The sequence below is a fragment of the Oceanobacillus sp. FSL K6-0251 genome (genome assembly GCF_038004725.1).
GTDB lineage: Bacteria > Bacillota > Bacilli > Bacillales > Amphibacillaceae > Oceanobacillus > Oceanobacillus oncorhynchi.
The window spans coordinates 4,412,499-4,425,799 of record NZ_JBBORS010000001.1 but is presented as its reverse complement, the minus strand read 5'-3'; the positions used below and the strand labels follow the sequence as shown (position 1 = coordinate 4,425,799).

12 protein-coding genes are annotated in these 13,301 nt (G+C 40.3%); 3 read left to right on the top strand and 9 right to left on the bottom strand.

Annotated features, from left to right (window positions below; all coding sequences use genetic code 11):
• Nucleotides 1–15: 15 nt before the first annotated feature.
• Nucleotides 16–1,515, bottom strand: a complete 1,500-nt coding sequence (locus MKY45_RS21585) for a sucrose-6-phosphate hydrolase (protein WP_193064481.1) — start codon at nt 1,513–1,515, stop codon at nt 16–18.
• 197 nt (nt 1,516–1,712) lie between these two features.
• Between MKY45_RS21585 and MKY45_RS21580 the strand changes: the two genes are divergently transcribed.
• Nucleotides 1,713–3,653: a sucrose-specific PTS transporter subunit IIBC gene (locus MKY45_RS21580; protein ID WP_193064482.1), complete on the top strand. Its 1,941-nt coding sequence runs from the start codon at nt 1,713–1,715 to the stop codon at nt 3,651–3,653.
• 115 nt (nt 3,654–3,768) lie between these two features.
• On the opposite strand, the gene MKY45_RS21575 is transcribed toward MKY45_RS21580, so the two are convergent.
• The 5 genes from MKY45_RS21575 to MKY45_RS21555 all read right to left on the bottom strand — a co-directional run bounded on the left by MKY45_RS21575 (nt 3,769) and on the right by MKY45_RS21555 (nt 8,314).
• Nucleotides 3,769–4,158 carry a hypothetical protein gene (locus MKY45_RS21575; protein ID WP_193064483.1) on the bottom strand — a complete coding sequence of 130 codons (390 nt, stop codon included), beginning with the start codon at nt 4,156–4,158 and terminating at the stop codon, nt 3,769–3,771.
• A gap of 71 nt (nt 4,159–4,229) precedes the next feature.
• On the bottom strand, nt 4,230–5,615 hold the full coding sequence (locus MKY45_RS21570) for a sensor histidine kinase (RefSeq protein ID WP_042529127.1): 1,386 nt from the start codon (nt 5,613–5,615) through the stop codon (nt 4,230–4,232).
• On the bottom strand, nt 5,615–6,292 hold the full coding sequence (locus MKY45_RS21565) for a response regulator transcription factor (RefSeq protein WP_193064484.1): 678 nt from the start codon (nt 6,290–6,292) through the stop codon (nt 5,615–5,617). The genes MKY45_RS21570 and MKY45_RS21565 overlap by 1 nt, the downstream gene beginning before the upstream one ends.
• A gap of 70 nt (nt 6,293–6,362) precedes the next feature.
• The gene (locus MKY45_RS21560; RefSeq protein ID WP_193064485.1) at nt 6,363–7,610 is read right to left on the bottom strand and encodes an ABC transporter permease; all 1,248 of its coding nucleotides are present in this window, start codon (nt 7,608–7,610) and stop codon (nt 6,363–6,365) included.
• A complete protein-coding gene (locus MKY45_RS21555; protein WP_042529131.1) occupies nt 7,607–8,314 on the bottom strand; it encodes an ABC transporter ATP-binding protein in 708 nt (235 codons plus the stop codon). Before MKY45_RS21555 ends, MKY45_RS21560 begins: the two co-directional genes overlap by 4 nt.
• Before the next feature lie 218 nt (nt 8,315–8,532).
• Between MKY45_RS21555 and csaA the strand changes: the two genes are divergently transcribed.
• Complete coding sequence (gene csaA / locus MKY45_RS21550; protein ID WP_042529133.1) at nt 8,533–8,865, top strand: chaperone CsaA; 333 nt, start codon at nt 8,533–8,535, stop codon at nt 8,863–8,865.
• Nucleotides 8,866–9,003: 138 nt separating this feature from the next.
• Here csaA and MKY45_RS21545 read toward each other — a convergent pair whose 3' ends face one another.
• On the bottom strand, nt 9,004–10,239 hold the full coding sequence (locus tag MKY45_RS21545) for a serpin family protein (protein WP_193064486.1): 1,236 nt from the start codon (nt 10,237–10,239) through the stop codon (nt 9,004–9,006).
• A gap of 60 nt (nt 10,240–10,299) precedes the next feature.
• Nucleotides 10,300–10,881 (bottom strand): TetR/AcrR family transcriptional regulator, encoded by a 582-nt coding sequence (locus MKY45_RS21540; RefSeq protein ID WP_042529135.1) that lies wholly within the window; start codon nt 10,879–10,881, stop codon nt 10,300–10,302.
• Between the two features lie 166 nt (nt 10,882–11,047).
• Between MKY45_RS21540 and MKY45_RS21535 the strand changes: the two genes are divergently transcribed.
• Nucleotides 11,048–12,253 carry an MFS transporter gene (locus MKY45_RS21535; protein ID WP_193064487.1) on the top strand — a complete coding sequence of 402 codons (1,206 nt, stop codon included), beginning with the start codon at nt 11,048–11,050 and terminating at the stop codon, nt 12,251–12,253.
• Between the two features lie 53 nt (nt 12,254–12,306).
• Here MKY45_RS21535 and MKY45_RS21530 read toward each other — a convergent pair whose 3' ends face one another.
• On the bottom strand, nt 12,307–12,969 hold the full coding sequence (locus MKY45_RS21530; RefSeq protein ID WP_042529138.1) for a TerC family protein: 663 nt from the start codon (nt 12,967–12,969) through the stop codon (nt 12,307–12,309).
• Nucleotides 12,970–13,301: the final 332 nt, after the last annotated feature.

The window sequence follows — 13,301 nt, the reverse complement described above, 5'->3', positions numbered from 1 at the left end:
CTCACCCTTTACTTATTACTCATTCATTTCGCGTAAGGTCCAGAAATCTCCCGTATAATCCCCTTCAAACCCTTGAAGGAAGATATGCGTCTGCTGCGGGTCTTTCACAAAAACACGGCTCGTGATGACGCGATAGCCATCATTAACAAAAACCTCGCAGACAGAACGATCTGCAAAAATATGCAATGTCAGCTTATCCTGTCTTTTGAGTGCAGCAGTTCTAGTGGAACCATAGGACTCTCCAAAAGGGATACCTGCCTTACTGCGGTCCATGCTTATTGTATCATGTTTTGCATCGAAAGAAATCTTCAGACCTTCTTTATTCTGCTTATCTGCAAATAAATATAAAGAGCCGGATGTACCTGCATTTAATTCGAGCTTTAATTCATAAACATTGCTGTCAGGTGAGCTTAATAACGTATCGGATGCTTGTGCAGAACCCTGCAATTCCTGATGATTCTGCCGTAATTCCTGCATTTCTGCAACTGGTTTTTGGTACAGATGATTTTCCTTGATGGACAATTCTTTCACGATACTGAGGCAATGCGCCCATCCTTCTTCAAAAGTAGGATAATCAATTTCCGGCAGCCCAATCCAGCCAACGCTCAATACACGGCCATCCGGTGCCTGGAATGCTTGTGTTGCATAGATATCAAAGCCTTCATCAAGGTTGATTAAATCAGACGTGTTTTCGATCGATACCGTCTCTTTATTAAATGAGGAACCGATGACATACATATTTGGATAGATATTTTGATAAGAGGAAATGTCTTTGTCTAAACCCTGTGGGCAGAACAGCAGCACAGGCTGACCGTCTACCAAAACGAAATTAGGGCATTCCACCATAAAGCCCATTTCTTCTGTTGTATAATCTAATTCACCAAGCAATTCCCAATCTGTCAGATTGCTGCTTTGGTAAGCTAATACCGCACCTTTTTCATTTTTTGTTTGGGCACCAATCATCATCAGGTAATGATTCTGATAACGAAATACCTGCGGGTCCCGAAATTCATGTGTATAGCCTGCCGGCGGACTATCGATTAAGGGTTCCGTTATTTTTTCTACTTCCATTTCCGTGTTCATCCAAGCACCCAGCTGATAAGAATGACGCTCCCACTCCTCGTTACGCACATTTCCTGTATACATTAAAAATAGCTTGTCTTCTACTGTCATCGCTGAGCCTGAATAAACCCCATGACTATCATAAGGAGAATCGGGTAATAAAACGTAATCATGCTGCTCCCAATCAACTAAATTATCCGATACCATATGATACCAGGACTTCACGCCGTGCACAGGTCCAAATGGATAAGCCTGATAAAATAAATGCCACTTCTCATTGTAGAATGAGAAACCGTTCGGATCATTTAAGAGGCCGGTTTTCGGTTGAATATGAAATGCCAGCTTCCAATCTGATTTTTGAATGATTGAAGAGAGCATATCCTGATAGCTTTTCGACCATTGGTGATAAGGTTTATAACGCAAAGGTGTCGTCCATTCTGTTATTAATTCCATACTTTTTCAACTCCTTATATCTATTAAACTTCTTATATAGAACATATGCAATAATCATCAATATGTCAAACGTATAACATAATATTATCTAAATTAAAAGCATTTATATAAATGATTAGTGAAATATATGATAAACGATTGACATATTGGTTTTTTGTTTGTATGATAAAAAAAACGGTTACAGGGAGGAAGAAATCATGAATCATAAGCAGGTTGCAGAAGATATCCTGAAAATGCTTGGCGAAGATAATATACAAGCTGCCGCTCATTGTGCAACTCGTTTACGTTTAGTCTTAAAAGATGATGAAAATATTGACCAGCAAGGATTAGATAATCATCCAGATATTAAAGGAACGTTTAAACAAAATGGTCAGTTCCAGATTATTATCGGTCCTGGTGATGTAAATAAAGTGTATAAAGAATTAACAGATGCAACAGGCATTCAAGAAGTATCCAAAGACGATTTGAAAGCAATATCGGAGGAAGAGAAAAAACCGAATCCAATCATGTCATTTATTAAATTACTGTCTGACATCTTCGTGCCGATTATTCCGGCCTTAGTAGCGGGCGGTTTATTGATGGCTTTAAATAATGTGCTGACATCTCCGGATTTATTCGGCCCGCAGTCGGTTGTAGAAATGTTTCCTGCCATTGAAGATGTAGCCAGTATTATTAATCTGCTTTCTTCTGCGCCATTTGCCTTTTTACCAATTCTGATTGGTTACTCCGCCACGAAGCGATTTGGCGGTAATCCGTACTTAGGTGCTGCAATGGCGATGGCCATGGTTATGCCGGATTTAGTCAATGGCTATGCGGTAGCAAATGCGATTGAGGACGGAACAATGAGCTACTGGAACATTTTTGGTCTGGACGTAGCACAAGCTGGGTATCAAGGGTCTGTATTGCCAGTCTTGGCAGTGTCATGGATTTTGGCTAACATTGAGAAGTTCTTCCATAAACGGCTGGCGAATGCATTTGATTTTACCTTTACACCAATGTTTGCGGTAATTATTACTGGATTTTTAACGTTTATTTTTGTCGGACCACTGATGCGTTCCTTGTCTGACGGATTAACAGACGGTCTTGTGTGGTTATACCAGACCACAGGAGGATTTGGCTTAGGGATCTTCGGAACGTTCTATTCTGCAATTGTTATCACGGGGCTGCACCAAAGCTTCCCGACGATTGAAACGATGCTGCTTGCGGATGTAGCAAACACTGGCGGTTCATTTATTTTCCCGGTTGCTTCCATGGCAAACGTAGCCCAGGGTGCGGCATGTCTGGCAATCTTCTTTGTTACAAAGAATAAAAAGCAAAAAGGTCTGGCGTCTTCTGCAAGTGTATCTGCGATGCTGGGTATTACAGAACCGGCGATTTTCGGGGTGAACTTAAAACTGAAATTTCCATTCATTTGTGGAATGATTGGGGCAGGCATTGCTTCTGCATTTATCGGCTTTTTCCATGTGCTTGCAGTAGCAATGGGACCGGCGAGTGTGATTGGTTTCATTTCCATTGCACCTAATTCGATTCCAATGTTTCTGATCGGTATTGTCATTAGTATGGTAGTTGCTTTTACGTTAACCTTTATCTATGGAAAGCGAAAATTAGCTGCGCCAGAAAATGATAAAAGCCCGGAAGAACCGGCAAATGAAACGAATACGGAAGCTACTTCTGTTCAAGCAGGCGAAGTAACAATCAGCTCCCCGCTTACTGGAAAGCTTATTCCGTTACAGGAAGTGAATGATCAGGTGTTTTCATCAGAGATGATGGGGAAAGGGATAGCTATTTATCCGGAAAAACAGCTGATTGTAGCTCCGGCAGATGGGACGATTACCGTCACTTATGATTCTGGGCACGCTTTTGGAATTCGTACGGATCAAGGAGCAGAAATCTTAATCCATATCGGTATTGATACTGTAAATCTGAATGGAGAAGGCTTTGATTGCAAAGTAAGCCAAGAACAGCAAGTGAAAAAAGGCGATATTTTAGGAGCATTCAACATCGATGGAATAAAAAATGCCGGTTATGATCCAACGGTAATGATCATTATCACCAATACGGGTGATTATGCGGAAGTATTTCCTGTAAATCAGAAAGCAGTTACGGAAGGCGATAATTTACTGCATTTAAATAGATAAACAGTCTATCTCCCTACAAGAGGAAGATTGGTTTCAGACAGTATATTAATAATCTGAAAAAGAGAAGGGACATTTTGTCATCCTTCTCTTTTTCACGTTGGATTAACTCTTTATTTTAGTTTGTTTCTGTGAACAGGGTAAGAATAAAAAAGCAGGCAAAGCTGATTAGAAGTGTGACTCCGCCTCCAATATAAAGAATAAGTGTAAGCAGCTGCGGCAGCTCAAATGGCTGTACCATATACAACCACATTCCAAGCGTTAAACCAATGGATCCTGCTGCTGCACTCCATACATGGAGGGCTGTTAAGAAAGGTGATTTTGGCTGAAAAACTTTATAGAATATTGCCCAGCAAAATAGGGACAGCCAGCCGACTACCAGACTGTGGGCATGAACAGGGCGGAATGCATATGATCCTGAACCTGCCATATGTGCGCCCAGAATGGCACCGATGAGACCGAAAACTCCTGATAAGATTAATAACAAACGACTTGGATTTTTAATCATAATGTCCTCCTTATTTCTTTTGCTTCATCGTAACGAATGAATATGAACGCATTGTGAATAAGGAGAAAAACTTAGTTAGAAATCGGCAAAGTAACAATAAAGATAGTTCCGGCAGTTTCACCAGGTCTGGCTATGACAGTACCGCCGTGTAAATCTATGATTGTAGCCACAATGGATAAGCCCAATCCTGTGCCTTTTACACTCCTTGTACGGGAAGCATCCGCCCGATAAAAACGGTCAAAAATACGTTCTGCTTCCTCTTCAGAAATACCAATTCCCGTGTCTGTAAAAGAAATAGAGCATTGCTCATTTGTATATGTGAATTGAATATCAATACTGCCGCCTGATTGATTATATTTTAATGCGTTGGAAAGCAAATTATCCCAAACCGTATTTAACAGTGAAGGGTCGCCGTAAATTTCCAAGTCAGGGAGTGTGTAGCTCAGCATGATTTCTTTTTCATGAATCAGCCATTGATAACTTTTTAATAGGTTTTTTAATTGACTGCTGACGTTAAAATGCTTCTTTTTTACAATGTGCTTTTCATGATCAAGCGAAGCAAGCAGCAGCAATTGGTCCGTCATGGTGGATAAACGTCCGGTTTCTTCATTAATAATTGAGATATACTGCTGCCTGTCTTTTTCTGTTAATTCGTTATCCTCCAGCAAGTTCGTATACCCTTTGATATTAGATAATGGAGATTGAATATCGTGCGAGATATTAGAAACAAATTCTTTGCGTACTTGTTCGTTTTCCACAATTTGTTTCGCCATCTGTGAGAAACTTGAGGATAACTCTCCAAGCTCATCCTTTCGTTTCGTGCTCAAGGCATTCACCTGGAAATCTCCTTTAGCCAGCTGTTTAGTAGCATCACTAAGCCGGGAAATGGGTTTGATAAGGTAATTTGTGCTAAAAAGAACAAACAAAATACTAAGGATAATTGTTAAAGCAAAGAGCACTCCAAATAATAAATGCATTTCGTTGAAGAGCAGCTTGATGTCTGGTCGGATAAATAGTGCGAAGCTCTCTCCCTGATACGTAAGCGGCACCCCAATGGAATTCTTCAGCTCATTGGCAAAAAAACCTGTTACAAAGGTTTCCTGAGGGAAATGGAGCATGCCATGGTAAACTTCCCCGTTCAGCACATTTTCCACGACAGCTGATTCCAGATTATTTTCCCGGAAGGCTGCTCCGAAGAACTGTTCTTGACTTGAGTTATCCACAAGGTATAGTTGATAACCGACATCTGCTATATTTGATAAATAGTCGCTGATATCGATTTCTGGATTATTTTCAATAAACGCAGCCATATCTAAGGCGATTTCTGTATTTTTTGCATCGTTTTGGGGCTTCAGAGAATGCTGGTAATAGGTATTCGATATGAAAAAGGCAATCACACCACTAAGCAGCATGATACCAATAGTGACAGCAGCAAATTTAACATATAGTGACCGCATTATTCTGCTGACTCCAGACAATAGCCAACACCTCGGACAGTTTTAATGGAAAAAGCAGAAGTCAAGGAAGAAAAACGCTCCCGCAGTCGTTTGACATGAACATCTACGGTACGGTCATCACCTTCATAATCGATTCCCCACACTTTTTCAATCAGTTGTGAGCGGGTAAACACATTTTGTGGATAAGTTGCCAATAATGCTAATAATTCAAATTCCTTTAAGGGAAGTAACAGGGTTTTATCCCCAATCTTTACCTCATAACTATCCAGATTAATTTCGGTATCTCCCAATCGTATGATATGCGTATCGTTCTCCTGATGGTAGCGGCGCAGCAAAGCATGAATACGGAAGCTGAGTTCACGCGGTTCAAATGGTTTTACTAGATAATCATCTGTTCCCGCCAGAAAGCCTTCTTCCTTATCCTCAATTTGCCCTTTGGCTGTGAGTAAAATAATCGGAATATCGTATTGCTTACGAATTTCTTTTGTCAGCTGAAAACCGTCCATAAATGGCATCATTACATCGACGACGGCTAAATCACAGCTGGTTTTATTTAAGAGAGATAAAGCATTTGCACCATCCTTGGCTTCTGCAACGAGAAAACCTTCCTTTTCAAGCTGGATCCGGACAAGCTGTAAAATGCGGGTATCATCATCAACAATTAAGATTCTTTGCATATGGGTAGTCTCCATTCATACTAGTTCATACTTAGTTTAAGCTTACAGCAAATGATAGCAAGCTGCCAAATTATTCTTCGATGCTTACGTGATTAACCGGAACATAACGAATATGCCAATACACCAGCCCTATTCCCGACAACACACTGATAATAGAGAAAATCAGCATCCCGAAAAGACCAAATTTTAAATATCCGAAAAGGAGTCCGATAACGAATAGGATAGGCGAACTCAGCCGTCGTACGCTTGTTTCCAGAGATCCTCGCAGCATGGATTCTCTCCATGAGAAAAGCTCAATAAAGGAGTTAAATCGAAAGCCAAGCCAGCCTGTTTTAGTAATATCCACAATGATATAGATCGAAGCCAGCCAAAATAGATAGCCAGTCCAATGCGGTGCAGATACAATCAACACCGCAATTAGGAGTCCTGTAAGCTGAACAAGCGGCATCAGCACCGGTAAATTGCGGAAGAAGGATTTAAAATAGGCATCGGTGAATATCATTTCACTGCTTTGCTTTTGAAACATAACCTGTGATTCCTTCCAGAGCCTGATTGGTTTTGCAGAAGGAGGTTTGTACCCTTGCTGCCGGACATTGGTAAATAAAAGATTAACCCATTTTCCTCTTGTTTGTTCATCCATTTCAGCAATTTTTAAAAAATGGGTTCCATGATAAGCAAGCTTGTCAGATACAAAAGTAATAGCGATAACACTTAAGGTTATCCACATTATCCACAGAGGTAAATGTAATAAGATACCCTGTGATAAACTTATCCACAGTATAAGGATTAGAATAATGGATATCGAACGAATAATAAAAGAGGAGATATGAATCTGTGCATATTTTTTCCATAGGGTTAGCAAACATACGCCTGAGAGATAGTAAAGCCATAAATATCCCAAAGAAAGCAGAGATAAAGAGAATAGTTTGCTTAGAAAAGGTGCAGCAATGATAAAAAACAACGTTGCGGTAAGTAGCATCATACTAGTTGAATAGACGATTGCATATTGAGAGATGCGCCGCAGCAAGGGAATATTTCTGCTTAAGAAAAGCTGGTCCGCCAGATAAGTAAATAATTTGATATGATGGAAGAAAAAGCTTATTACCAATATCATCATCCAGCCATACCAGCCAATGAAATTTAATAGAAAGGGGATATCCTGCAGCCATTCCATGTAGAAAAAAGCACCAATAGCAATCCCGGGAATCAAGATATAGATAAATAAGGTCCAATCCAGTATCAGCTTGCTGGCTTCCCATAGATTTTTATAATCGGACTGGAGCCGTTTGAGGAACAGCGTGCGTGCAGTTCCATTCATGATACGCCCTCCTCTAATAATTCATAAAAACAATCTAAAAGAGAAGTGCCAGCGGACTGATTTGTTTCTTTTTGTAACTCCAGTAAATCTCCTTGGAAAATCGTGTTTCCTTCGTTTAAAAGAATGAACCGGTCACAGAGTTTCTCTGCGGAATCCAGGACATGTGTAGACATCAACAAAGCGGCTCCGCGTTCTTTTTCCTGATACAGCAGGTTAATCAAATGCTTTGTTGCGATTGGATCTAATCCAATAAAAGGTTCATCAATGATATAAATGTCCGCTTCTGTCATAAAGCTTAGACAAATCAATGTTTTTTGCCGCATTCCTTTGGAAAAATGAATAGGCAGTTCATGTTCTTTACCCGTAAGCGAAAATTTCTTGAGAAGATCCTTTGCGCGGGGCTCCCAAATAGTTTGGGGCATTTCATAAGACGTCGCAGCAAGCCGTAAATGCTCCCAGAGCGTAAGGCGATCATAGAGAATCGGCTCTTCGGGGATGTAGGCCAGCTGTTTGTCTTTTTCTAATTCAATATTTCCATGTACATGCTCCATGGTGCCGATGATTGATTTGATTGTTGTACTTTTCCCGGCGCCATTTGCTCCGATTAAACCGACAATTTCACCGGGACAGATGGTGAAATGAATGTTTTGCAGATAAGGTTCCTTTTGCTGATAACCTGCTGAATCGATATGTACCTGCAGCACAGAATCTCCTCCCTGAGTTATAGAGTGTGTTTCTATTTAAGTAAATGAATTATTCTATAATAGAAATACGGTAAATCAGGAAAAAGGTTTCGTTTTAATAAGAAACATCGGCTTTCCAAAGCTATATTCATTTTATCTGTTTGCTTTCAAGTATGCCTTTCCATTAAGATAGATATAATAGAAATAATTTGAAAATTTGTTCGCTGGAGGAAGATAGAATGGCAACGTTTGAAGAGTTTATGAAGATCGATTTACGTGTAGGTACGGTATTGCATGCAGAACCGCTCGAAAAGGCGCGTGTTCCGGCGATTAAATTACGGATTGATTTTGGCGAGGAGCTTGGTGAAAAGCAATCATCGGCACAAATTACAAAGCGCTATACACCAGAGGATTTGATAGGACGTCAGGTTGTTGCGGTCGTTAATTTTCCGCCGCGTCGAATTGCCGGCTTTAAATCAGAGGTGCTTGTCGTTGGCGGCGTAGAAGAAGAGGGAGATGTCGTTTTGCTTCGTCCGGATGAGCAAGTAACAAACGGGACGAAAATTTCGTGAAGCGCTAAGTTTAAAATCAAAAAAGAACTGTCCAGCTATCTTGAACGGACCTTTGCAACGGTTTGTTCAAAGATGCGTGGAAAGTTCTTTTTTTCGCAGTAAACTGGCTGTGCGGATTCCACTGAATAAAGATTTATTTTATTCTTGTACCGGCTGTTCGATACTTCCCATAAATAAAATAATATCCTCTTCTGTATTGGTGATGGTGAATAGAAATGGACGGTTGATATTCATGGTAAACGTATCTTCCAATACAGCAGAAGTTTCTTCTACCTCCACTGAAGTAGCGCCGGCAGCTTCTGTTCCTTCTTCATCGACGTCGATAAATGTTTTATGAAAAATTCTGCTGATATAAGCGTCTGAAGCATCCGTTCCCTCAAACATGTTGGATAAATCAGCCTGATTCGGGTCAAAGGCCTGTTCCATGCCAAGATGAATGAAAAAGTCATTGAGCTCCGATTCATATTCCAGCGTGAAGGATGGCAGTAATACCGTTCCTATTTGCTGCTCTAACGCATCCATGCTTTCTTGCCATTTTTCCAAAGAAAAGTCTTCTCGGAAATTAGAAAAGCTCGTGTCCTCACTTGGCAGGAAAATCTGCATTTGTATGGTTTCTTCCTCTTCATAAGGCAAGGAAACAACCTGGACATTCTCATCTTCCCAATAATGTAAGTCTTTCTTATACAAAGTCATCATCGGTGTTTCTATAGTGGAGCCATCTTCTAAAGAAAATTCCTGTTCTTCTGTTAAGGTTTCATCGAAGGGATACGTCCAATCTCCTTGAAAGTAAACGGCATTAAGCAAGAATAAAATTAAATCAGGAGAAATATCATCAGCCATATGATCAATCCGGTCATTGGTCTGTTCAGCAACCCAATCATTGATGGCATCAGCAGTTGTTAAAGGGTCTATTTTTGCCTGATAATATGTTTCCAGTGCTACTTGATACGCAGCATTTATTTCCATGTCCTCCCTGAACCATACAGCATTGGCGAGATACAGTTCTACCTCCTGATTATCTGCTGCTTGCTCCATTAACAAATCGTGGTCGGCAGAAAGCAAGGCATCCGAGTCGATGTTTTCCAGGCCAAGCACTTCTTCCATTTCTGCTTTTGTTTTCCCATCTGCGCCGTGATAGGTCATGTTCAGTGCTGTCCAAATACTGATAGGCGAAATAAATACATTACCATCCTCGTTCTTGTCTAATCCGGAGAGTGCTTCAAACCCAAGCTGGTTTAATCCTGCCTGTACGGTTTCTTTGGAAGCATCGTCTGGCGATTCTATATCGGCAGGCGATGGATTTTCTTCAGAATCAGAGGAATTGCAAGCGGTTAAAATAAGAACGATACAAAGACAAAGTAATTTTTTCATCATTTTATCAGCATCTCCTTATATGATTTTGTTAAACATATCATACATGAAAGAGGGGAACAACTATGCCTGAACCCCGCGCCAAAATACCTTCCACATCGACTCCCCATGACTTTCAATAACATCCATTTCATAATAGTTTGTTTCATACGATAGACCGTCCAATAAACCATAAAAAGCGCGAGCAGCTTCTTCTGGAGAAACTTCTTCTGTAACAGCACCATCTGCCTGTGCTTTTTTTATCTCTTCTTTAAAGGACGCCCGTGCCTGCTCCTCGCTGTCACGCAATATTTCTAAAACTTTGTCCTTTAAACCTTTAGGAGGATAAGAGGAAAAACGATTATAAAATTCAATACTGCTGTCGTGATTTGCCATGTCCTTCACATGTGCCTGGAAAGAAAGATACAATTTTTCCTGCGCTGTTTTCCCCTCATTTTTAAAGGCGGACTTCACAAAATCCACGTAATCCGCAGCGATTTTTGTGGTTACATCGAAAAATAATTCTTCTTTACTGTTGTAATGTGCGTAGAGAGAAGATTTCTGCAGGCCAACTCGATCGGCGATTTTTGTCATGGAGGTCCCATTATAGCCAAGCGTTGCAAAAAGCTCCATTCCTTCGAGTAAAATTTTTTCTTTTGTATGCATGATGATTCTCCTTTGACAAAGTAATGATGGTGAGGTAAAATTTCTCTAGAAACGAACGGTCGGTAGGCTATGTTATTTCTTATTATAAAGCATATATCCCTGCCTGTCATGTGAAAATAAACAAAACGCTTTGTTTCATCAATAAAAAAGCCGGAGGAAAGATAGTATGGAAGCACAGCCTTTATTTAAAAATCGTACGTTTGTGTTGTTGTTTGTTGCTGGGATCTTTGGTGTTGTCAGCTTCAGTATGTTTTTGACAACAACGACATGGTTTGTTATCAGTGATAGCGGATCAGCCAGCTCGTTAGGACTTGTATTAATTGCTGCAACCGTCCCGAGAATTTCGATGATGATTTTCGGAGGAGTGGTAGCGGACCGTTACAAGAAGACGACGATTATGTTTTTAGCGAATTTTGTGCAGGCTATTCTTTTGCTTGTGTTATATATACTGATAAAAAATGATGCATTATCACTTACTTTGCTTCTATTGATTGCTGCGGGATTTGGGATGCTGGATGCCTTTTTCGGGCCGGCAAGTTCATCGATGATTCCTAAGATTGTTGAGAAAAGCCAGCTGCAGCGTGCCAATGCTTTATTCCAGGGTGTCGATCAGATTTCATTTGTAGCAGGTCCGATTGTTGCCGGTGTATTAATGGAATCTATCGGTGTCGGCGGCAGTTATTTTGTAGCAATGATTTTGGCTTTGCTTTCTGCGGTCATTATTTATCCGCGCTTCATTAATGAAGGGCCGGTTTCGTTGCAGGAAAAGCAGAAGCCAATCAAAGAAATCAAGGAAGGTCTGGCGTATATTCGCAATTCAAGCTTTCTTATGACGGGGTTAGTTGTACTTATTACACTTAACTTCTTTGTGTTTGGAACATTGCATATTGCGATTCCTTTCCTGGTGGAAAGCTATGGCGGAACCCCGCTTAATCTAAGTTATATGGAAGCCAGTCTGGGGATTGGTCTGGTGGCTGGCACAGGGATACTCAGCTCTGTCTTAGTCAAGAAGAAAGGGAGGACCTCCTTATTTGGATTATTGGGAGCATTAATCGCATATGTCATTTTTGCACTTGTTCCTAATTTAACGATGCTGACAATAGTTGTGTTCTTTATCGGGTTTTCCATGTCATTTGTATTCATCCCATTCTTTACTGCTGCTCAGGAACAGGCGGAAGATTATATTATGGGAAGGGTCATGAGTATTATTTTTCTGGCTATGAATGGATTCGATCCGATTTCTTACGCCCTTGTTTCCGGGTTATCAGCTGCTAATATCCCAATTCAAGCTATTCTGCTTGGTTTTGGAGTGCTTGGCTTGATTATTACAGCAGTGTTATTTACAAAAGCAAAAACCTACAAAAGCATTTAAATCTGCAGAGTTAAAAACCTCTTATGTGACGTTAAGGCCCATAAGAGGTTTTTTTACACCGTCATTTCTAATTGATTTCTGCGCCATTTCCCAATAAAAAGAACGGCAAGAGTAAGAATGTTAAGGAAGATAAGCTGTCCATATTTCAGCGAAGCAAAAAGCTGCTGTACCAATGCTTCTTCTAACAGCATTTTTCCGGCTGTCCAGGCAAGCAGGCCGGCACCAATGTAAATGATAATTGGAAATTTCTCAATGAGCTTCAAAATCAATTCACTGGCTGTTAAGATAATCGGGATGCTTAAAATAATCCCGGCAATAATCAGAAGTAAATCACTATCAGCAATGGCGGCGATGGCTAGTACATTATCCAAGCTCATAATCACATCAGCAAAGATAATAATCGTAATGGCTTCCCGCAAGGAATTCCCGCTTTTCATCTGGCTGTGATCCTGCTTATCCACTAGTAATTTATATGCTACATACAATAGGAGACACCCGCCGATTAATTGGATAAAAGGAAGCTGCAGCAGGTAAATCATAATAAATACAAAGAGAATCCGAAGTGCGATTGCGCCGAACGTTCCCCAGCGAATAGCGCGTGCCTGAAGATGTTCCGGAAGATTCCGGCTCGCCATTGCAATGACAATCGCGTTATCTCCACTCAGTAAAATATTAATCAGGAGAATCTGTCCGATGGTCTGTATAAACTCCAACATATCTCTCCTTTCCTCATCAAGTCATTGGTTAAGTATATGAGCTTGTACGAGAAATCAGAACAGGCGGGAGGAAAAAATGGAGCAGAAAACAAATAGAACAATAATTCTCTTTTACAGAGGATTCATTATCAAACTCAAAATCCTTATTTTCTTCATTCATAAAGAAAATAAGGATTTTTTGGCTATTATGTACATACATGTTTAGAAACGTTTCTTAAGCTTTTTAAACCATCTTAAAAGAAGTGTTCATCCAGTTAAAAATAAAATAATGAAAATAAATACGCTATTCATAGAAGCGGAGGCTACTGCTCCTGTATCTTCAAAAATATGTA

Coding starts and splice junctions, on each gene's coding strand:
- MKY45_RS21585 (WP_193064481.1), bottom strand. CDS start 1,515: ATGGAATTAATAACAGAATGGACGACACCTTTGCGTTATAAACCTTAT.
- MKY45_RS21580 (WP_193064482.1), top strand. CDS start 1,713: ATGAATCATAAGCAGGTTGCAGAAGATATCCTGAAAATGCTTGGCGAA.
- MKY45_RS21575 (WP_193064483.1), bottom strand. CDS start 4,158: ATGATTAAAAATCCAAGTCGTTTGTTATTAATCTTATCAGGAGTTTTC.
- MKY45_RS21570 (WP_042529127.1), bottom strand. CDS start 5,615: ATGCGGTCACTATATGTTAAATTTGCTGCTGTCACTATTGGTATCATG.
- MKY45_RS21565 (WP_193064484.1), bottom strand. CDS start 6,292: ATGCAAAGAATCTTAATTGTTGATGATGATACCCGCATTTTACAGCTT.
- MKY45_RS21560 (WP_193064485.1), bottom strand. CDS start 7,610: ATGAATGGAACTGCACGCACGCTGTTCCTCAAACGGCTCCAGTCCGAT.
- csaA (WP_042529133.1), top strand. CDS start 8,533: ATGGCAACGTTTGAAGAGTTTATGAAGATCGATTTACGTGTAGGTACG.
- MKY45_RS21545 (WP_193064486.1), bottom strand. CDS start 10,239: ATGATGAAAAAATTACTTTGTCTTTGTATCGTTCTTATTTTAACCGCT.
- MKY45_RS21540 (WP_042529135.1), bottom strand. CDS start 10,881: ATGCATACAAAAGAAAAAATTTTACTCGAAGGAATGGAGCTTTTTGCA.
- MKY45_RS21535 (WP_193064487.1), top strand. CDS start 11,048: ATGGAAGCACAGCCTTTATTTAAAAATCGTACGTTTGTGTTGTTGTTT.
- MKY45_RS21530 (WP_042529138.1), bottom strand. CDS start 12,969: ATGTTGGAGTTTATACAGACCATCGGACAGATTCTCCTGATTAATATT.